This window comes from Nitrobacter winogradskyi (assembly GCF_006539545.1).
Lineage (GTDB): Bacteria > Pseudomonadota > Alphaproteobacteria > Rhizobiales > Xanthobacteraceae > Nitrobacter > Nitrobacter winogradskyi_A.
Genome location: NZ_BJNF01000027.1, coordinates 58161 through 78006, shown reverse-complemented (window position 1 = coordinate 78006; position 19846 = coordinate 58161). Strand labels below are relative to the sequence as shown.

At 60.1% G+C, this 19846-nt stretch carries 23 protein-coding genes; 17 read left to right on the top strand and 6 right to left on the bottom strand.

Translation table 11 applies throughout. The features are described 5' to 3' along the window. Positions 1-747 carry an SMC-Scp complex subunit ScpB gene (gene scpB / locus NWI01_RS06045; RefSeq protein ID WP_181410386.1) on the top strand — a complete coding sequence of 249 codons (747 nt, stop codon included), beginning with the start codon at positions 1-3 and terminating at the stop codon, positions 745-747. 244 nt (positions 748-991) lie between these two features. Here the strand turns inward: scpB and NWI01_RS06040 are convergent, their stop codons facing one another. Next, entirely contained in the window at positions 992-1615 is a 624-nt protein-coding gene (locus NWI01_RS06040) for a MarC family protein (RefSeq protein ID WP_141383019.1), read from the bottom strand. Between the two features lie 149 nt (positions 1616-1764). On the opposite strand from NWI01_RS06040, the gene gyrA reads away from it, so the two are divergent. Then, a complete protein-coding gene (gyrA, locus tag NWI01_RS06035; protein WP_141383018.1) occupies positions 1765-4506 on the top strand; it encodes a DNA gyrase subunit A in 2742 nt (913 codons plus the stop codon). Between the two features lie 50 nt (positions 4507-4556). On the opposite strand, the gene NWI01_RS06030 is transcribed toward gyrA, so the two are convergent. Continuing rightward, positions 4557-4811, bottom strand: a complete 255-nt coding sequence (locus NWI01_RS06030) for a hypothetical protein (protein WP_141383017.1) — start codon at positions 4809-4811, stop codon at positions 4557-4559. Positions 4812-5385: 574 nt separating this feature from the next. On the opposite strand from NWI01_RS06030, the gene coaD reads away from it, so the two are divergent. The 5 genes from coaD to tgt all read left to right on the top strand — a co-directional run bounded on the left by coaD (position 5386) and on the right by tgt (position 9427). Continuing rightward, positions 5386-5883 carry a pantetheine-phosphate adenylyltransferase gene (gene coaD, locus NWI01_RS06020; protein WP_141383016.1) on the top strand — a complete coding sequence of 166 codons (498 nt, stop codon included), beginning with the start codon at positions 5386-5388 and terminating at the stop codon, positions 5881-5883. 33 nt (positions 5884-5916) lie between these two features. After that, positions 5917-6477: a peptidylprolyl isomerase gene (locus NWI01_RS06015; protein WP_141383015.1), complete on the top strand. Its 561-nt coding sequence runs from the start codon at positions 5917-5919 to the stop codon at positions 6475-6477. A 39-nt stretch (positions 6478-6516) separates the two neighbouring features. Further along, positions 6517-6981 carry a peptidylprolyl isomerase gene (locus NWI01_RS06010; RefSeq protein WP_141383014.1) on the top strand — a complete coding sequence of 155 codons (465 nt, stop codon included), beginning with the start codon at positions 6517-6519 and terminating at the stop codon, positions 6979-6981. A 233-nt stretch (positions 6982-7214) separates the two neighbouring features. Then, complete coding sequence (gene queA / locus NWI01_RS06005) at positions 7215-8297, top strand: tRNA preQ1(34) S-adenosylmethionine ribosyltransferase-isomerase QueA (RefSeq protein ID WP_141383013.1); 1083 nt, start codon at positions 7215-7217, stop codon at positions 8295-8297. Next, the gene (tgt, locus tag NWI01_RS06000) at positions 8294-9427 is read left to right on the top strand and encodes a tRNA guanosine(34) transglycosylase Tgt (protein ID WP_181410385.1); all 1134 of its coding nucleotides are present in this window, start codon (positions 8294-8296) and stop codon (positions 9425-9427) included. The genes queA and tgt overlap by 4 nt, the downstream gene beginning before the upstream one ends. A gap of 27 nt (positions 9428-9454) precedes the next feature. Here tgt and NWI01_RS05995 read toward each other — a convergent pair whose 3' ends face one another. Continuing rightward, positions 9455-9670, bottom strand: coding sequence for a hypothetical protein (locus tag NWI01_RS05995; protein ID WP_141383011.1), 216 nt, complete (start codon positions 9668-9670; stop codon positions 9455-9457). A 77-nt stretch (positions 9671-9747) separates the two neighbouring features. Here NWI01_RS05995 and NWI01_RS19300 point away from each other — a divergent pair, with 77 nt between their 5' ends. Both NWI01_RS19300 and cysK read left to right on the top strand, forming a co-directional pair. Further along, on the top strand, positions 9748-9900 hold the full coding sequence (locus NWI01_RS19300; RefSeq protein ID WP_210242944.1) for a hypothetical protein: 153 nt from the start codon (positions 9748-9750) through the stop codon (positions 9898-9900). A 73-nt stretch (positions 9901-9973) separates the two neighbouring features. Then, positions 9974-10951 (top strand): cysteine synthase A, encoded by a 978-nt coding sequence (gene cysK / locus NWI01_RS05985; protein ID WP_141383009.1) that lies wholly within the window; start codon positions 9974-9976, stop codon positions 10949-10951. 285 nt (positions 10952-11236) lie between these two features. Here the strand turns inward: cysK and NWI01_RS05980 are convergent, their stop codons facing one another. Together NWI01_RS05980 and NWI01_RS05975 are read right to left on the bottom strand one after the other, a co-directional pair. Then, a complete protein-coding gene (locus tag NWI01_RS05980; protein WP_141383008.1) occupies positions 11237-11734 on the bottom strand; it encodes a hypothetical protein in 498 nt (165 codons plus the stop codon). A 17-nt stretch (positions 11735-11751) separates the two neighbouring features. Then, positions 11752-12102, bottom strand: a complete 351-nt coding sequence (locus NWI01_RS05975) for a hypothetical protein (RefSeq protein WP_141383007.1) — start codon at positions 12100-12102, stop codon at positions 11752-11754. A gap of 439 nt (positions 12103-12541) precedes the next feature. On the opposite strand from NWI01_RS05975, the gene NWI01_RS05970 reads away from it, so the two are divergent. Next, on the top strand, positions 12542-13687 hold the full coding sequence (locus NWI01_RS05970; protein WP_141383006.1) for a PcfJ domain-containing protein: 1146 nt from the start codon (positions 12542-12544) through the stop codon (positions 13685-13687). A gap of 196 nt (positions 13688-13883) precedes the next feature. On the opposite strand, the gene NWI01_RS05965 is transcribed toward NWI01_RS05970, so the two are convergent. Beyond that, on the bottom strand, positions 13884-14084 hold the full coding sequence (locus tag NWI01_RS05965) for a twin transmembrane helix small protein (protein WP_141383005.1): 201 nt from the start codon (positions 14082-14084) through the stop codon (positions 13884-13886). 599 nt (positions 14085-14683) lie between these two features. On the opposite strand from NWI01_RS05965, the gene NWI01_RS05955 reads away from it, so the two are divergent. The 7 genes from NWI01_RS05955 to NWI01_RS05930 all read left to right on the top strand — a co-directional run bounded on the left by NWI01_RS05955 (position 14684) and on the right by NWI01_RS05930 (position 19642). Then, complete coding sequence (locus tag NWI01_RS05955; RefSeq protein ID WP_141383004.1) at positions 14684-15934, top strand: tyrosine-type recombinase/integrase; 1251 nt, start codon at positions 14684-14686, stop codon at positions 15932-15934. Continuing rightward, entirely contained in the window at positions 15934-16569 is a 636-nt protein-coding gene (locus NWI01_RS05950; RefSeq protein WP_141383003.1) for a hypothetical protein, read from the top strand. Before NWI01_RS05955 ends, NWI01_RS05950 begins: the two co-directional genes overlap by 1 nt. 127 nt (positions 16570-16696) lie before the next feature. Next, positions 16697-16921 (top strand): helix-turn-helix transcriptional regulator, encoded by a 225-nt coding sequence (locus NWI01_RS05945; protein ID WP_141383002.1) that lies wholly within the window; start codon positions 16697-16699, stop codon positions 16919-16921. 3 nt (positions 16922-16924) lie between these two features. Beyond that, the gene (locus NWI01_RS05940; protein WP_141383001.1) at positions 16925-17122 is read left to right on the top strand and encodes a hypothetical protein; all 198 of its coding nucleotides are present in this window, start codon (positions 16925-16927) and stop codon (positions 17120-17122) included. Continuing rightward, positions 17119-17373, top strand: coding sequence for a hypothetical protein (locus NWI01_RS18810; protein ID WP_181410384.1), 255 nt, complete (start codon positions 17119-17121; stop codon positions 17371-17373). The genes NWI01_RS05940 and NWI01_RS18810 overlap by 4 nt, the downstream gene beginning before the upstream one ends. Then, on the top strand, positions 17370-18251 hold the full coding sequence (locus NWI01_RS05935) for a DUF7146 domain-containing protein (RefSeq protein WP_141383000.1): 882 nt from the start codon (positions 17370-17372) through the stop codon (positions 18249-18251). Before NWI01_RS18810 ends, NWI01_RS05935 begins: the two co-directional genes overlap by 4 nt. After that, entirely contained in the window at positions 18251-19642 is a 1392-nt protein-coding gene (locus NWI01_RS05930; protein WP_244613658.1) for a phage/plasmid primase, P4 family, read from the top strand. Before NWI01_RS05935 ends, NWI01_RS05930 begins: the two co-directional genes overlap by 1 nt. The last annotated feature ends 204 nt before the right edge of the window (positions 19643-19846 follow it).

The following is a 19846-nucleotide window of genomic DNA, read 5'->3' as shown; positions in this document are numbered from 1 at the left end:
ATGGCAAGCCTGGCGGAAATGCGCGTGGAGCAGTTCGAGGAACCTGAGTCGGATCTGCCCGCGGCGCGGCCCGAGGAATTGCGGTTACTGGAGGCGCTGCTGTTCGCTTCCTCCGAACCGCTGGATCAGGCGGCGCTGGCCAAGCGGATGCCCGACGGCGTCGATATCAAATCGGCTCTTGCCCGGTTGCAGGCGGACTACGCGTCGCGGGGCGTCAACCTGGTGCGAATCGCCAACAAGTGGACCTTCCGCACGGCGGGCGATCTGGCCTGGCTGATGACGCGGGAAAGCACGGAGACGCGGCGCCTGTCGCGCGCGGCGATCGAGGTGCTGGCCATCATCGCCTATCATCAGCCCGTGACCCGTGCGGAGATCGAGGAGATCCGCGGCGTCGTGACCTCCAAGGGCACGCTGGATGTGCTGCTGGAGACCGGTTGGATCAAGCCGCGCGGTCGCCGCAAGACACCGGGCCGCCCGCTCACCTTCGGAACGACCGAGGCGTTTCTGTCCCAGTTCAGCCTCGAGAACCTCGGCGATCTGCCGGGCCTGGAAGAACTGAAAGGAACGGGGCTGCTGGATTCCCGCCTGCCTGGTGGGTTCAGCGTTCCAACGCCATCAGACGATCCGGCGTTGCGCGACGACGAGGATCCGCTTGAAGCGGGCGATCTCGAACTGGCGCTGGTTCCGGCTCTGGAGGTGGAAAGCGATAATTCGAGCAGCGGCGGTGCTGCCCCGGCAGGATCCTGAGCCGTTTCAAGCGAAGCGTGTCCTCGGGCTTGACCCAACGGAGGATTCCGTTCGCTTGAAGACAAAACATCGGATCAAGGGGTAGAACGTTTTCGAGCGAAGCATGTCCTCGGGCTTGACCCGAGGATGGATACCGGTTCGCGTGAAGAGAACGCGTTAAAACAATAATCTAGCGCCGCTTCTGATTTCATCGGAAACGTAGTTCGCGCTCGGACCAGCCTGACTCGCGGTCGTGAGTCCCTTTTCAGCCGAATGCCTCGCGAATCCCATCGATGACGAACTGGACGGCGAGGGCCGCCAGTACGACGCCGAGCAATCGCGACAGCACGACATTGCCGGTGTGTCCGAGCGCGCCGGCCACGCGCCCCGCCAACGCGAATGTGACGCCGCAGATGGCGGCGACCGCAATGATGATGGCGATCAGCGCTATCAGTTGAACCGGCTGATCCGCCGCGCGGCCGGCCAGCAGCAGCGTGGCTGTGATCGCACCCGGGCCCGCGATCATCGGGATCGCCAACGGAAAGGCCGCGATATTCCGCGCGTGCTCCTCCGCCGCCTGGGTGGCCTGCTGGGCCTCTCGCGCCGGCCGGACGCCCAGCACCATCTCGAACGCGACCACGAACAGCAGGAGGCCGCCGGAGATGCGAAAGGCGGGGAGGCCGATTCCGAGCCGGGCGAGGAGCCATGTGCCGCCGAGCGCCGTCGCCACCAGGATAGCGGCGGCTATGGCCGAGGCGCGCCAGCCGATGCCGCGCCGGGCGGCCTTCGGCAGGCCCTGGGTGATTGACAGGAACACCGGGGCCAGACCGATCGGATCGACCACCACCATCAGTGTCGCGAAGGTCGTCAGCGCGTAGTCCAGCAGCACCGCTCCACCATCAGATTCTGGTTGCCGTTATAGCCTATAAGTACCTGAAAGAACGATGGGAAAAAACCACCTCGGGCGGCTGCCGAAGGTGGTTTTCAGAGCCGCAATAGGCTATACGATTCCGAGCAGAAACCGACCGGAATCCTTCCTTGTCAGATATCGAAGACACCAAACCCGAGGAGCCGCCGGCGCCTTCGGGCATTCGGCCCGTTTCCATCCTCGACGAGATGAAACGCAGTTATCTCGATTACGCGATGAGCGTGATCGTGGCGCGGGCGCTGCCGGATGCGCGCGACGGCCTCAAGCCGGTCCATCGTCGCATTCTCTACGCCATGTATGAGAACGGCTTCGAGTGGAACAAGCCCTACCGCAAGTCGGCGCGCACCGTCGGCGACGTCATCGGTAAGTACCATCCTCACGGCGATCAGTCGGTTTATGACGCGCTCGTGCGGATGGCGCAGGATTTCTCGATGCGCGTGCCGCTGATCGACGGACAGGGCAATTTCGGCTCGGTGGACGGCGATATGGCGGCGGCGATGCGCTACACCGAATCCCGCCTCACCAAGATCGCCCAATCGCTGCTCGACGACATCGACAAGGACACCGTCGATTTCCAGCCCAATTACGATAACAGCGAGAAAGAACCGTCGGTTCTTCCGGCGAAATTTCCAAACCTTCTGGTCAACGGCGCCGGTGGCATCGCCGTCGGCATGGCGACCAACATTCCGCCGCACAATCTCGGCGAAGTCATCGACGCCTGCGTGGCGCTGATCGACGATCCCGCGCTCGGGATCGACGACCTCATCAAGATCATTCCGGGTCCGGACTTCCCAACCGGCGGCATCATCCTCGGACGGCAGGGCATCCGCTCGGCCTATCACCTCGGCCGGGGCTCGATCGTGATGCGCGGCAAGGTGTCGATCGATACGATCCGAAAGGACCGCGAGGCGATCGTGGTTTCGGAGATTCCTTATCAGGTCAACAAGGCCAGCATGGTCGAGCGTATCGCCGAGCTGGTGCGCGAAAAGAAGATCGACGGCATCTCGGATTTGCGTGACGAATCCGATCGCGAAGGGTTTCGCGTCGTCGTCGAGTTGAAGCGCGACGCCGTCCCGGAGATCGTGCTCAATCAGCTTTACAAGTACACGCCGCTGCAGACCAACTTCGGCGCCAACATGGTGGCGCTGGATGCGGGCCGTCCGCAGGTCATGAACCTGAAAGACCTGCTGACCCTGTTCATCGCGTTCCGCGAACAGGTCGTCACGCGCCGCACCAAGTTCCTGCTCAACAAGGCTCGCGATCGCGCCCATATCCTGGTCGGTCTTGCGATCGCCGTCGCCAACATCGACGAGATCATTCGCGTGATCAGGGAGTCGCCGGATCCCAACGCCGCGCGCGAGACGTTGATGTCGCGCGACTGGCCGGCAAAGGATGTCGCGGCGATGATCACGCTGATCGATGATCCGCGCCACCGCGTGTCTCCGGACGGCACGGCACGGCTGTCGATGGAGCAGGCGAAGGCCATTCTCGATCTGCGCCTGCAGCGCCTGACAGCGCTCGGCCGCGAGGAAATCTCGGACGAACTCGACAAGCTCGCCATCGAGATCGCTGACTATCTGGATATCCTGCGGTCGCGCGCGCGCGTACAGGCGATCATCAAGGGCGAGCTTGGCGCGGTGAAGTCCGAGTTCGCCACTCCGCGCAGAACCGTTATCGTCGAGCAGGAGGGCGAGGTCGAGGACGAGGACCTGATCCAGCGCGAGGATATGGTCGTGACCGTCTCGCACGCAGGCTATGTCAAGCGGGTGCCGCTATCGACCTACCGCGCGCAGAAGCGTGGCGGCAAAGGCCGCTCCGGAATGCAGACGAGGGATGAGGATTTCGTCAGCCGGCTGTTCGTCGCCTCGACCCATACGCCGGTGCTGTTCTTTTCGTCGCGCGGACAGGTCTACAAGGAAAAGGTCTGGCGGCTGCCGATGGCGGCTCCCAATGCCCGCGGCAAGGCGCTGATCAACATCCTGCCGCTCGACCAGGGCGAGCGCATCACCACCATCATGCCGCTGCCGGAGGATGAATCGTCCTGGGCCGACCTGGACGTCATGTTCGCGACCACCAGCGGAACGGTCCGCCGCAACAAGCTCTCCGATTTCGTCGATGTCCGGCGTTCCGGCATCATCGCGATGAAGCTGGGTGAGGGCGAGTCGATCGTCGACGTGCAGATCTGTACCGAGCGCGACGACGTGCTGCTGACCGCCGCGGGCGGTCAATGCATCCGGTTTCCGGTCACCGACGTGCGCGTGTTCTCGGGCCGGACATCGATGGGCGTACGCGGCATCGCGCTGGCCAAGGGCGACCGGGTTATCTCGCTGTCGATCCTGCATCACTTCGATGCCACGCCGGCCGAACGCGCCGCGTACCTCAAGCAGTCCGGCGCGATCCGCCGCGCGGCGACCGGCGAGGATATCGAGCCGGAGGAGGCGACGCCCGAAGCCGACGAGGCCGCGCATACCGATCTCTCGCTGCCCGAAGGACGTTATGTGGAGATGGGCGCCGCCGAGCAGTTCGTACTCACCGTCACGACGTACGGCTATGGCAAACGGTCGTCATCGTTCGAATTCAGGGTTTCCGGACGCGGCGGCAAGGGCATTCGCGCGACAGATCCGACCAAGCTTGGCGAGATCGGACATCTCGTGGCTGGATTCCCGGTCGAGATGTCGGACCAGATCATGCTGGTGAGCGACGGCGGGCAATTGATCCGGGTGCCGGTGGAAGGCATCCGCATCACCAGCCGCGCGTCCAAGGGCGTTCGCGTGTTCAACACGGCGGACGGCGAGCACGTGGTGTCGGTCGAACATATCCGCGAGGATGGCGAGAACGGCAACGGCGGATAGGATCATGCCCGATCAAAAAATCATCATACGGGCGGCCTTTCCTTGAAGGATCAGCGATGCCCTGCCGTGATCAGCCGGGCTTCACGAACCACCGTCCTGGAGCCGGCGGCGCGAAGGCAGGACACGTCGAAATTCGGCCAGGCCTGCTGCGAGCAGACCGCGCCCGCGGGCCGGATATCGAGCCGGTCGGCCTTGGCGAGCGGAACGGGCGTGCTGGCGGAAACCTGCGGAGCGAAACCCGGAAGGACGGTGAGGGCGGCTGCGATGAACGCCGCGACCGCAACTGCGGAAAGAGCTTTGATCATGACGGTCCCCTGCGATCTGGGCCTGTCCGTTTGATTTTGGCGGCCCGCTTTGTTGGACGGATTGATAATCGGCCCTCGTTTCGCGATGTCTTCGCCCGTCATAAAAGTGGTTTCATCGTGCGGGAGAATTGTTTCACCCCGGTTCTTGAAACGAAACAGAGCCTGAATCCGCAATGATTTCAGTTGCCTCGGCGCCATATGGATAAGACGCACACACCCCGGTCCCGGTTCGATGGGCGCCCGGAAATAAATATCGGCCGTCGCCTCGATTATTGCGGAACCCGCTTAGCTTGCGGCCTCTGAACAGGCGCGCTATAGCGTTTTCGAACGAAGCATGTCCTCGGGCCAGACCCGAGGATGGAATCCGGTTCGCGTGAAGAAAACGCGTTAAATCAAAATCATAGAGCCCGCTTCTGATTCTATCAGAAGCGGAAAGGCTCTAGAGTCTGATCCAACTGCGTTGAATCAGACTTCAGCCCTAACTTTTTGATTGAGCATGATCTTATCCGAAAACCGGTTTCCACTTTGCGCTGGCGCGGCCCTTCGGGTCGGGATCATGCTCTAGAGGGGGACGATGCCACGCGTCGCGCTCTATCCGGGATCGTTCGACCCCGTCACCAACGGCCATCTCGATGTCGTCAGACATGCCGTCGCCCTGTGCGACCGGCTGATCGTGGCTGTCGGCGTTCATCCCGGCAAGACGCCTCTGTTTTCGACGGATGAGCGCCTCGCGATGGCGCGCTCGGTGTTCGAACCGGTTGCGATCGAAGCCGGCTGCGCTTTCGATTGCGTGACGTATGACGACCTGACAGTCGCGGCCGCGCATAAAGCCGGCGCCACGATTCTGGTTCGGGGCCTGCGCGACGGCACCGATCTCGACTATGAAATGCAGATTGCCGGCATGAACGAGGCTATGGCCCCCGACGTGCATACGGTGTTCGTTCCAGCTTCGCCCGGCGTCCGCCCGATCACCGCCACACTGGTGCGCCAGATCGCAACGATGGGCGGCGATGTCTCAGCTTTCGTTCCGCAACTGGTCGCCTCGAAGCTCAAGACCAAATTCGCCGGTTGAATGAACCGATCTTCCTCTGGATCCGGAGTTATCATGATTAGAATCCTTGGCCTCGTCGCCGCGCTGATGTTCGTGTTCCCTGCTCTTGCGCAGCCATTGCCGGCCGGTCTCGATAAGCAGAACGCGATCGTGATCGACACCACGAAGGGACAGATCGTCATCAAGCTGCGGTCAGACATCGCGCCCAAGCATGCCGAGCGCATCAAGCAACTCGCGCGTGACGGCTTCTACAACAACGTGCCGTTTCATCGGGTCATGGATGGCTTCATGGCGCAGACGGGCGATGGCAAGAATTTCAACGGCACCGGTGGTTCGAAATATCCGAACCTCCAGGCCGAGTTCTCCAACGTGCCGTTCAAGCGCGGCGTGGTCGGAATGGCGCGCGCGGGAAGTCCCGACTCGGCGAACTCGCAATTCTTTATCTGCTTCGCTGACGCCTCCTTCCTCAACGGCAAATATACCGTGGTGGGTGACGTCGTCGCGGGCATGGACGTGGTGGACAAGTTGAAGAAGGCGCCCGCCGGTTCGAGCAGCGGCACCGTCACCGACCCGGACAAGATGCTGAAGGTTCAGGTTGCTTCCGACGTCAAGTAACAACGGACGAACCCCTTACAAACGGAAAGAGAAACGAGCATGGCTGATAACGAAAACACTTTGATCCTCGAAACCACCCAGGGACCCGTGACAATCGAGATGCGTCCTGATCTTGCTCCCGGCCATGTCGCGCGGATCAAAGAACTGGTTCGTGAAGGCTTTTATGACGGAATCGTATTCCATCGCGTCATCGATGGCTTCATGGCGCAGACCGGATGCCCGCAAGGCACCGGCATGGGCGGCTCCGGCCAGAAACTGAAGGCCGAGTTCAACAGGGAGCCGCATGTGCGTGGCACCGCGTCCATGGCGCGGGCGCAAAGCCCGGATTCGGGCGACAGCCAGTTCTTCATCTGCTTCGACAATGCCTCCTTCCTGGACGGCCAATACACTGTCTGGGGCAAGGTGATCGAAGGCATGGAGAATGTCGACAAGATCAAGCGCGGCGAGCCGGTGCAGAATCCCGACAAGATCGTCAAGGCCAGCATAGCGGCGGACGCGGGCTAGAGCACGCTCGCTTCTGATTGAAACGGAAGCGAGGCTCTGGATTATTTTGACGCGTTGTCTTCAGGCGAACCGGTATTCATCCTCGGGTCTGGCCCAAGGACATGCTTCGCCCGAAAACGCGACAAGATGCTGTTCCGACTCTTCAGACCGACGCGCAATGGCCGGATGTATTCCGGCCATTGACGTTTCGGGCCGGGCAGGGTCAGTGAAAAACGCCATAGCTTGATCATTCCATGCGAACCGATCTCTTCGACTTCGAACTACCGGCCGGGAGCATTGCGCTGCGTCCGGCGAGCCCGCGCGATTCCGCGCGGATGCTCGTGGTGCAGCCTGGGTCCGGTGTGAGCGACCAGCGAGTGAGCGATCTGCCGGAATGGCTGCGGCCAGGCGACCAGCTCGTCGTGAATGATACGCGTGTCATCGCCGCCCAGTTGCATGGCCGCCGCATCGGTCGCGAGGCGGAATCGAGGATCGACGCGACGCTGATCAAGCGCCTCGACGGTTCTCGCTGGAGCGCATTGGTCAGGCCGGCCAGGAAGCTCATGGCGGGAGATATCGTTCGTTTCGGCAACGAGGGACGGGTGTGCTTTCTGGGGCATCTCGACGCGCAGGTCGAAAGCAAGGGCGAGGAGGGCGAAGTGACGTTCGCTTTCTCGTTTCATGGGCCGATGCTGGATCAGGCCATTGCCGAGTTGGGCTCAACGCCGCTGCCGCCCTACATTGCTTCGAAGCGCGCACCCGACGATCGCGATGCCTCAGATTATCAGACCATGTTCGCGGCGCATGAGGGCGCGGTCGCGGCGCCGACCGCGGGTCTGCATTTCACGCCGGCCATCGAGGCGGCGCTGCGCGGTCGCGGCGTGGGCCTTCATCGGATCACCCTGCATGTCGGCGCGGGTACGTTTCTTCCGGTAAAGGTCGATGACACCGCCGGTCACCGGATGCATTCGGAATGGGGCGCGATATCTACGGAGACCGCCGACGCGTTGAACGCGGCGCGATCGCGCGGCGGCCGGATCGTTGCGGTTGGTACGACATCGCTTCGGCTCCTGGAAAGTGCGGTGGACGATGACGGTCGGATCAAGCCGTTCACCGGGGAGACCGCGATATTCATCACGCCGGGCTATAGCTTCCGCGCAGTCGATATCCTGATGACGAATTTTCATCTGCCGCGATCGACGCTGTTCATGCTGGTCTCTGCCTTCAGCGGTCTTGAAACCATGAAACAGGCCTATGCTCATGCGATCTCGGCGGGCTACCGGTTCTATTCCTATGGGGACGCCTGTCTGCTGTTTCCCGAACGGTCAAGCGCATGAATCCCGCCAACCATTTCGAGATTCTCGGGCGCGACGGTGACGCCCGTAGCGGGCTTCTCACCACGGCTCACGGGACGGTGCGAACGCCGGCGTTCATGCCGGTCGGCACGCAGGGCGCGATGAAGGGCCTGCAATGGCAGGAGGTGCGCGATGCCGGAGCCGACATCGTGCTCGGCAACACCTATCACCTGATGCTGCGACCCGGCGCCGAACGGATCCACGAACTCGGCGGCCTGCAAAAATTTACCAGCTGGGGCGGACCCATGCTGACCGATTCCGGCGGCTTCCAGGTGATGTCGCTGGCGCAGTTGCGTAAGGTGAAAGAGCAGGGCGTGACGTTTCGATCCCATATCGACGGCGCCGTGATCGAACTTACGCCGGAACGCGCAATCGAGGTGCAGCGTCTGCTCGGCTCCGACATCGCGATGCAACTCGACGAATGCGTGCGTTTGCCGGCGGAACGTGGAGACATCGAGCGCGCCATGCAGCTCTCGCTGCGCTGGGCCGAGCGCAGCAGGCGCGCCTTCGAGGGTGCCCCCGCCGCCGACATGCTGTTCGGCATCGTTCAGGGTGGGGACAGCCCGGAACTGCGGCGCACGAGCGCGTGCGGGCTGACCGGGATCGGTTTCCATGGCTACGCCATCGGCGGTCTCGCGGTCGGCGAACCTCAGGCCACCATGCTCGCGATGATCGAGGAAACCGTGCCGTGGTTGCCGATTGAAAGGCCGCGATATCTGATGGGCGTGGGGACGCCGCACGACCTGCTGGAAGCCGTCGCGCGCGGCATCGATATGTTCGACTGTGTCATGCCGACGCGAAACGGGCGTCACGGCACGGCCTTCACCCGCTTCGGTCAGATCAACCTGCGCAACGCGCGCCACGCCGATGATCCGCGTCCGCTCGATGAAGAGAGTTCATGGCCGGCGGCGCGCGATTATTCCCGCGCCTATCTGCACCATCTGGTTCGCTCGGGCGAAACGCTGGGCGCGATGCTGCTCTCAGGCATCAACATCGCCTATTATCAAGGCCTCATGCAGGCGATGCGCTCGGCGATCGCCGCGGGAGCCTTTCAGCAGTTCAGGGAGCAGACACGCGAGGGATGGGCGCGCGGCGACATCGCCACGCGCTGATGCCTGACGGCGCCGGAAAGGATCACGTCAGTTGCAGGCGATCCGTTGGACGACATGCTTGGTGACGAAGCCGTATCCGCACGTGTCGCAACTCCACAAATGGCCGATGACATTGTCCGGCAAGTATGCGGATGCCTCCGCCGCAATCATCGAGTCGGCGCAAACCGGGCACGCCGGAAGATCGCTTCCATGAGGCGAGGAATGGAGCAGGGCGGTCGACCGGACTTCAGCAATCGCTGGCATCGTGACCTCCTTTTGAGATTAATCGGCCTGGATTTTCAGGTACGGTACACGCATGATTTGACGATGTCGCAACACAAATGCGTTTCTTTTACGAATTCCAGCCTGCGAAGCTCGATTTCCTGGCGCGATATTTTGGCGCAATGAGTCTTGCCGCCAGGCGCCTGGCCGACACGCTGGAGTCCTTCACCGCTTCATGGACTCTATCTTTATGTTTTGACGCGTTTTCTTGACGCGAACCGGATTCCACTTCGCTTGAAAACGCTATGTGGATGAGCATTCAACCCATGACTGAAGGACGCTGACATGGATACCAAGCCGAATAACGATGCACCGCACCATGCCGGCCGAGGTCGTGTGTTCGACAGCATTGTCGATACGGTCGGAGATACTCCGATCGTTCGCCTGCGCAGGTTGCCGCAGCAGCACGGCGTGAACGCGACCATCCTGGCCAAACTTGAATACTTTAACCCGGCCACCAGCGTGAAGGATCGTATCGGCGCGGCGATGATCCGGGCGATGGAAGATGCCGGCAAGATCAATGCGGACACTGTTTTGATCGAGCCGACTTCGGGAAACACCGGCATTGCGCTGGCCTTCGTCGCGGCTTCGCGCGGTTACCGCCTGAAGCTGGTGATGCCGGAATCGGTCTCGACGGAGCGCTGCAAGATGCTGGCTTTTCTGGGAGCGGAGATCGTTCTGACGCCGGCGGCGGAAGGCATGAAGGGGTCGATCGCCATGGCGGAGGAACTGGTGCGCACCACTCCGCATGCTGTAATGCCGCAACAGTTCAAGAACCTCGCCAATCCGGAGGTTCACCGGCGCACCACGGCCGAAGAGATTTGGAACGATACCGGCGGGAACATTGACTGGATCGTGGCTGGCGTCGGCACCGGCGGCACCATCACGGGGATCGGTCAGGCCCTGAAACCCCGTAAGCCGTCGCTGCGCATTGTCGCGGTCGAACCCGAAGAGAGCGCGGTACTGTCCGGCGGCCGGCATTCGCCGCACAGGATTCAGGGGATCGGCGCGGGTTTTGTGCCCGAGATTCTGGACCGTTCCGCCATCGACGAGATTGTGAAGGTCGATAGCGCCACGGCACTGGAAACCGCCCGTGCCCTGGCGCGCAGCGAAGGCATTCCAGGCGGAATTTCGTCCGGCGCGGCGATTGCTGCGGCGTTGGCCATTGGCCGAAGGCCCGGAAGCGAAGGCAAAACAATTCTCGCCGTCGTCCCATCTTTTTCGGAACGGTATCTTTCGACGGCGCTGTTCGAGGGAATCTGACCGGAGTCTCTTACCGCGTCATAAAACGGTTGAAGGACTCCCTCTTGATCCTCTTGATCCAACGAGCCTTCACGCGAACCGAATTCCGTCCCCGGGTTTAGCTCGGCATCTATAGCGCTATGCAAACGAAGCGATATCGGTTCACGGAAAGAAAGCGCGTGAGATCAATATCATAGAGCCGGCTTCTGATTCTATCAGAAGCGGAAAAGGCTCTGGCACAACAACAATGGACCCGCTTCTGATTCTATCAGAAGCGGGTCCATCGGCTGAAGATCGCGCCTGAAATCAGGAACGGGACAGTGAGATACTGGCGCCCTTGAACTGCCCGTCCGAACTGATGACCACGTCCTGGCGGTTACCGTTCGTCTTCAGTTTGAGCTTCGCCGTAAATGCGGGAGCGTTGACGTCGACGTTGAACTGGCCGTTACCGGCGCGTCCTTCGAGAGTTCCGCCAACATTGCGGCTGGTCTCGCGCCAGTCTCCCGACAGAACGCCGTTGCGAGCATGCACATTGCTTTTGAGTTCGAATTTGTAGCTGTCGCTGGCGCACAGCAGCGTCTGATTGAGACCCTGGGCATCGCCACTCACCGCGTAAGTAGCTTTGCATCGGATCTTTTCGGTCGAGCCATCCTCGAGCTGTATCGTGCCACGTCCAGTCCAGATCCCCGCCAAGCCTTCAAACGGGCCAGCCCCCGCCAGGCTGGTCGACATCGACAGCATTACCACGGCGCCAAACGCACACGTGGCTGACAATCCTCGAGACATGATTCCCCCGAATCCCATTTGTATCATCCCATTGTTTACTGACGCGAAGCTTCCCATCGGCCGCTACAAGGAATCCCCCCGGACGCTCCGTTCCATTTGCCAGACCCGACGTTGCCGTTGAGTTGCCCGTTGGCGTGAGCCCCACGGATCGATACCTTCACGTAGCCCTGGCTTCCAACGCTGCCGGTAACGTCAGCGTTTCCCGCCGAAACCTTGCCGTTGGTAACCATCAGGGGATATTGCGCCACCGGGTCGCAACTGCCAGTCTTGGTAACGATCTTAACGTGCCAGAGGCCGTCATAGGTGTTCCCCGCTAGCGCCGCCGAGGCCAAGCCCGCAATCAGAACACCTGAAAAAAGAAGAGCATAAGTGTTGGCGCGGTGCATGAACAAATTCCTCAATCTTCGTGCTTGCCGCGTTATTCCGGTACATTGTGTCCAAAATTAGCGGCAAGACGAGTCGGGCCGATGGGCCTCCGCCGGATCAGTCCGCGCACCGATAGTGTCTCGCTCAATATAAGCAAATCACTAAATCATTCAACACATTACGCGCCAAACCCCGGCGATGTTCCAATCCCCCCCATGTTTGTGGGGTATCCGGCTTTGAGTTTATCCGATTTCAAGGCTCTTTATCAATAACCAGGTTCTGGCGAGGAAGCTGATCTATAAAAATGGCGGCGTCCCCTGGGTGATATGTGGCATTCAATCATGGGGCCACCTAATCATGAGAGCCACCGCGCTGCTTCGAAGGAGAGAATATATTTGACCGGTCGGGAGGCCGAGTGGAAGGTCAGGGGCTTCTGGTTGCGATGCTCAAGGTCCTCGCATGAAAGATGATGCACAGAGAAGCCTGCTGCAATGGCTGGCTCCCGAGTTTGCGGCAACGGGTCTGCTGCGGGATGAGCCGTGGGTTCAGGCTTGCGCGCGCGAAGCCGAGAGTATGTACGCGGTGAAGCCGCTGGCCATCGCTGCGGTGAGCATGGTCGTGGTCGAACCTTTCGCGATCGATTATCTGAGGCAGGCTCCGGTCCTTGTGGTCGCGGCGGCACAGGGCATGGAATGTTTCCGCCCGAGCGAACGGGAGTTTGTCCAGCAGGACTGGCACGCGGCTATTCAAGATCGCCCGAAATTGCGCGACCTTTTGAAGTCCTATGGGTTGATCCGTCCCTTACGTGCGCTCAAAGGCCAAGCATTTCGCGCCGGTCCGACCGAATATCAGGTCATTCAGAACCTGTGCGACATCCCGCCCTCGCCATTGGCGCAGGCGATTCCCACCGCGATCCGCAAGCAGCACAACTGGTTGCGCGCGCTCGGTGAGTGGTCTGAGACGATGTGTCGGCGTCAACAGAGCGCCAAGGCCCTTTTCGAATGGACAGTGTGCGCGATGGGCGAGCATGCGGCAAGCACGGCGGGTGGTCTTCTGGATCAGGGGTCGTCCGTTGCTGATTATGCGGCCTTTCATATCGACCGGTTCAATCGGCGCTGGAGTTACGAGCGCGCTTACCGGGCGGCGATCGAGTGGCATGATGAACTCGCACGGGCCTCCAGCGAGAAGGCGTACCTTCTGACCCACAAGATCGGGTGGAACGATGTCATTGATTATGGAGATCTTCCGCGCAGGAGGATCATCGATGGGTACGAAATTGTAGCGCTTCAGTCAGGCGCGGTGCTTCACGCCGAGGGCGCGGACATGCATCATTGCGTGGCGAGCTACGCGGGAAATGTCATACGCGGTTTCAGCCGGATTTTTTCCGTGCGCAGGGATGGCCAGCGCGTCGCGACCTTCGAGATCAGCAAGTCAGGATTCCTGCTTGCGTCGGGTGAGTTTCTTCAGCTGCCTGCCCGCAAGCGCTCGCCCTACAAGCTCATCCAGACCAAGGGGCCGTACAACGCTGACGTGTCGCCAGACGTTGAGAAAGTGATACAGGCCTTTATCTCGGGTCTGAACGAGGATGCCGCAGCCGTCGGTTGAGCGCCTGTCGCTGATCGGACGGTTCATGCCAAGGAGCTTGTGCGTAGAGCCGGTCCTGATCAGGAGTCAAAACAAAAGGCCCGCCAACGCGAGAGGAGGCGGGCCAGATCAAGTGAAGCCGGACGGTACCCGGCCAAGGGCCGTCCGGCACGGGCAATGCGCCGAGAGGCATATAGTTCCAGAGGCCGTGAACGATCTATTGTCGGCCCATCATCGACCAAACGGCCATCATGACCATGACGATCGCGACGAGCTGCAGTACAACCCGCGTTTGCATCAGGTATTGCGAGCGCCAGGGATTGCCGCCGCGTATCATGTTGACGAGGCCCAGTATCAGTACCGCCGCGACGGACGCCACCGCGATCGGCACCAGAACCTGGCTCAGGAACTCTGTCATGCCGGATTTCTCAGTCTCGCGCTGCCCGATCAGTCTGGCTAACTGCGCGGGAGGCGAGCGGTTCCAGCGGAACGCTTGAGTCTGGTCCCCAACTGCGTTGAATCCGATTCAACCCCGTTGAATCAGACTCGTCGCTCATCTTTTTGTTAGAGCATGATCTTATCCGAAAACCGGTTTCCACTTTGCGCTGGCGCGGCCCTGCGGGTCGGGATCATGCTCTACTGCGCCTCGACGAGAACCGCTATCGCGTGTCGCCTGTCTGCGGTGCTCTACTGCTGAAAAACCAAGCCGACGATGTGATCGGGTTCGCACATTCTGGCGCCGGGCGTTCCGGTAAAATCCTGGAAACCCATGTTTTGATGGTGAGCGCGGAGGGACTCGAACCCTCGACCCCATGATTAAAAGTTATGTCCTTGGGTTGATTCCAAGTCTCTGCAATTGCTCATTTTTATCTCATTGTTGCACCAAGCTATTATAGTTGCAGTATTTCTTTATTTTTCTCACACTTTCCGACTAATCCCACCGATTTACCTTGTTCTGTGTGCATAGTGTGTGCATATTGACCCCGTGATTTTTGTATGTGCACGGAGGCGGCGAGGGTGCAGGGCAAGATCAGTAAGAGCCGGGTGGATAAAATGCGGGCCGGTGAGATCATCGCGGATGGCGAAATCAGGGGCTTTGTTGCGCGCAAGCTGTCCAGCGGCAAGGTAACGTTCGGCTATCGCTACCGCGATGCGGCTGGCAAGCAGAAGTGGCACGGCCTGGGGATTATGGGATCAATCACGCCTGACGAGGCGCGCACCCTCGCCAAGAAGCGGGCCGGCGAGGTTGCGGATGGGCGCGATCCATCGGCTGAACGGGCGACGGCAAAGGCTGAGGCAGCCAAGGCCAGCCGGGCTTCGTCGAATACCGTCAATGCAATCCTGGACGATTTCGTGATGCGCCACGCCAGCAAGCTTCGCAGCGAAGATCAGATCACGTCTGCCCTGGACCGCTACGTCCGCCCCCAGATCGGTGAAACCTCCATCTATGAATTGAAGCGCCGTCAGATCGTGGAAATGCTGGATTCGGTGGAAGACAAGGCCGGGCCGGTGATGGCGGATCGGGTGCTGGCCCATGTCCGCAAGGCGTTCAATTGGCAGGCCGCGCGGGATGACGACTTCCTGTCACCGATCGTCCGAGGCATGGCGCGGACAAAGCCCAAGGAACGGGCACGGCAACGTGTCCTGACCGACGATGAAATTCGTGACATCTGGCATGCGCTGGAAACGGCTGACGCTCCGTCCTGCTATCCGCGCTACGTCAAGATGCTGCTTTTGACCATGACGCGGCGCAACGAATCGGCGGACATGAATGCCGTAGAGATCGATGGCGATCTTTGGACCATTCCGGGCGAGCGCTACAAGAACAAGCTGGATCACGTCATTCCACTGCCGCCGGATGCGAAAGCCCTGATCGGCACCAAGCCACAAGGGTTCAAGGGCAATAACTGGTTCGTGTTCTCGACCACGGACGGCAAGCGGCCGTTCAGCGGGTTCAGCAAAGCTAAGGCCAGCCTTGATGCAGAGATCGCCAAGCGGCGCAAGGCAGAGGGCAGGGCGAAGATGCCGCGATGGACGCTGCACGATCTGCGGCGCACCGCACGGACCCTAATGAGCCGCGCCAAGGTGCCAGAGGATCATGCCGAGCGCGCCATGGGGCACGTTATTGCCGGCGTGCGGGGTACCTATGATCGATACTCATTCCTCGATGAAAAGCGGGAGGCGTTCCAAAGGCTGGCGGACCTTGTGGCGATCATCCTCAAACCGCCGGCAAAAAATGTCGTACGCTTCGACCGAGAGATGGCGTGATGGATGGCAAGAAAATCGGTGATCTTGAAGATGCAATGCTGGTGCCGTGGTGGTCTATCGGGATGGCTTGCGTCTGGATTGTAAACCCTACGCCTCTTGCTGCGGGGCCTTTGTGGAAATGTAATTTAGAGGACGTGTGGCTAGATGATAATCTAAAGGCTAACGTTGAAATTCAGCGAGCCCGCGCGTTGCTGATTCATGAGCTAGTGACCGGGGGCGTTCAAGCAACTGGCCTTTCGGGTGGACAACGTGTGCCAATCCAGCCGCCCGAGTGGGAAGATATCAAGCTAACTTACGAAGACCGGGGCGATGACGGGCTAGTCCACCGCGCTCACAATACAGCCGGCGTGGTCTACACGCGCATACTCGTTTCCAGACCTGATGTTCAAAGGCGGTGGCCCGAGCAGAAAGCGCGAACAGCCGTTGTGCTGTCATCTCCCGCCAAGCGCGGTCCCAAGAAGGGTGTCCTTAAACGGGTAAAGGCGGAAATGGTTAGCCGCAACGACATGAACGATCTGCAGAGTATGACCGAAGAAGCAATGGCGGCCACCTTCAGTGCAAGCCGCGATACATGCCGCCGAGCGCGTAGCGAAGTTCTGTCGGAATTTGTCGGGAAAAGTAATTCCGACAAATAGCGACCATCGACAAATAGCGACGGAGGATTCCGTCATGCGAGACCAACCCTCGGTAATCACCGCTACCGAGAAATAGCCCAATGTTGCGTGAGGTGGGGATTTCTCGGCGGCAAACGTCGAGGGAATTATGAGCTCCACCACGAAGAACGACCATCGCCCCCCGCTCGATACCAAAAACGCTGCGGCATATACCGGATTCACTGAAGGTTATTTGAACAAGCTACGCTGCTACGGCGGCGGGCCGATCTTCATCAAGCGTGCCGGCGTGGTTCGTTATGACCCTAACGACCTGGACGCCTGGCTCTCCAGCCTGAAATGCAAATCGACCTCCGACGTGAAGGAGGTTGCATAGTCCATGACCACGCATATGGAAAACCCCGCGCTGGTGGCACGGGGCGTTCCGAATACTGATCTGCTGACAGGCGGGATCAGTTCGGAAGATACAAATTCGATCCGCCTTATTCAAGTGTCTTCGCTCACACGTCGCTGCGCGATCAGCGCCGTGATGGCTGCTGTTGTCGCGCCTCTCTTGTTTGGGGAGGGCGGGCGATGACTTATTACCCGAAACCCATCAGACAAGTTTGCGTCGGCGCTCACGGTGTCGGTTTTATTGTTGAGTATCGTGTCACACGCGATCAGGTCGAGAATGTCTTCGACTCGGATGGCGTCCTGATCGAATGGCGCGGCAATCCAGTCCGCCCCCAGGGACGCGGCTGGGGCGTGGTCCATTCACACTCTGACAATTCCACACTTTGGCGTCGTTTCGTGCCGTGGGTTGGCAGCCTGTGGAGGGCTGCGCCATGACTCTCGATATTCAATCGATCGCCCGCGCATTAGGCGGGAAGAAAACCGGCCAATTCACCGCTAACGTTCCGGGGCCAGGGCATAGACCGGGCGACCGCTCACTGTCGATCACGATCAAGCGCGGCCGTCTATGTGTCTATAGTCACGCCGGAAACGACTGGAAGGAATGCCGCGATTATGTGATGGACCGCCTGGGCATTGACCGCTGCTCGTCGCGTTCACAGGCGGCTTTCACGGTGGTTTCGCAGCAGGAAGAAGACGAAGATGCGAAGAAGAAGGCGAAACGGGCGATCGAGATTTGGCAGGGGAGCGTCGATCCGCGCGGCACGATCGTCGAGCACTATCTTCGCGAACATCGCGGCTTGCGGCTGACTGACGATATTGCCGGCAAGGTGATCAGGTTTCACGGCTCGCTATGGTTCGATCAGAGCGCGCGATTGCCGGGCATGATCTGTCTGTTGCGCGATATCAAGACCAATGAACCGCGCGCGATCCATCGGACGTTTTTGCACCGTGAAACGGCCGAAAAGATAGACCGCAGGATGCTTGGCCCTGCGAAGGGCACAGCCATCAAGTTCGATCCCGTGTCGGCATCCGGTTTGATGATCGGAGAGGGCGTGGAAACGTGCCTGTCCGCGCGAGAGGCCGGGCTGAGTGAGGCCGTGTGGGCGCTTGGCTCAAGCGTCGCAATCCGAACATTCCCGGTAATCGCTACAATTTCCACACTCACCATCATTCAGGAAAACGACGATACCAGCCGGCGAGATAGCGCGGTTTGCAGGGATCGGTACCTCAAGGCCGGCTTGCCGGTGAACATCGTCAGGTCGCGTATAGGCAATGACCTGAACGATGCATGGCGCGCGGGGAGGGCAGGCTGATGCACTCCGGATTCTCCGCTAACACGGAATCAGAAAGCTACAAGCCGTTTTCGAACGACGTGATCACAGAAGACAGCGCCGCGCAGCTATTTGTTGACCGTTACCATGAGAACATTCGGTTTTGCCATTCCGGTGGCCATTCGATCGGCCATTGGTATTGCTGGAACGGTGCGCGTTGGCAGATTGATCAGACCAATTCGACCTACCAACTAGCGCGGGAGCTTGGCCGCAAGATCGGTGAGGATCAGGACGAGCGTGGCCGCAAGGCGATTGGGAAGAACGGCTTTGTGAGCGGGATCGAGCGCTTTGCGCGTGTTGACCAGCGCGTGGCCGTCACGATGGATTACTGGGATCAAGACCCTTGGGTGCTTGGCACCCCAGGCGGCACGGTAGACCTGGTGACGGGGAAACTACAGGACCCGAGACGAGAGGCAGGGATCACCAAGTTGACGGCAGTGGCTCCCCTGGAAACAGGGTGTCCACGATGGCTTCAATTCCTGAACGAAACAACCGGCGGTGATACGGAGCTCGTTCGGTTTCTTCAGCAGTGGTGCGGGTACGCCCTAACCGGCGTCACGCGCGAACACGCTCTGGTGTTTGTTTATGGTCCCGGCGGTAACGGCAAATCTGTCTTCCTGAATATCGTCACTGCCATTCTTGGCGACTATGCCACGACTGCGGCTATGGACACGTTCACGGCAAGCCATAGCGATAAGCATCCGACTGATCTCGCGATGTTGCGGGGCGCAAGGCTGGTGACGGCCTCAGAGACGGAAGAAGGCCGGCCATGGGCCGAAAGCCGGATTAAACAACTGACCGGCGGCGATAAGATTGCTGCCCGGTTCATGCGGCAGGACTTCTTTGAATTCGTCCCGCAGTTCAAGCTTACGATTGTCGGTAATCACAAGCCCGTGCTGCACAATGTGGACGAAGCGGCACGGCGCAGGTTCAATATCGTGCCCTTCATGTTGAAGCCGCAACAGCCTGATCGCGAGCTAGAGACGAAGCTGATGCAGGAAGCAGGGGGCATTCTGTCTTGGATGATTGCGGGCTGTCTCGATTGGCAGGCGAACGAGTTGACCCGACCGCAAGTCGTGCAGGCTGCGACAGAGACCTATTTCAACGATCAGGATTTGTTCGGACAGTGGCTTGAAGACTGCTGTGATGTCCAGCCCGGCAATGATCGGCTGTGGGACAAATCTGCTGACCTGTTTGAAAGCTGGTCCGAATACGCGATCAAAGCCGGCGACGAGCCGGGTTCGAGCAAAAGCTTCGGTCAACTCATGCAAAAGCGTGGATTTGAAAAGTATCGTGTTCCCAATATCGGCACGCGAGCGTTTCGTTTTTTGCGGCTGAGGGTGATTGCTAGCCATGAAAGGAGTGACACGTGACGGATAGTGACACGTTTTTTCTATTATACGCCTCACGCGCGCGCGTACGTAGCGATAACGGAAAAATGCGTCACTACGTGTCACGTGTCACGGCACTCGTCGTTCATGGCAACTCCCGCGCCCACACCCCAGGCCGGTATTTTTGTTGATCGGTCAAAACCGCTTTCTTACTGCGATAGCGCCAGATGCTGAACTGTCGCTGTC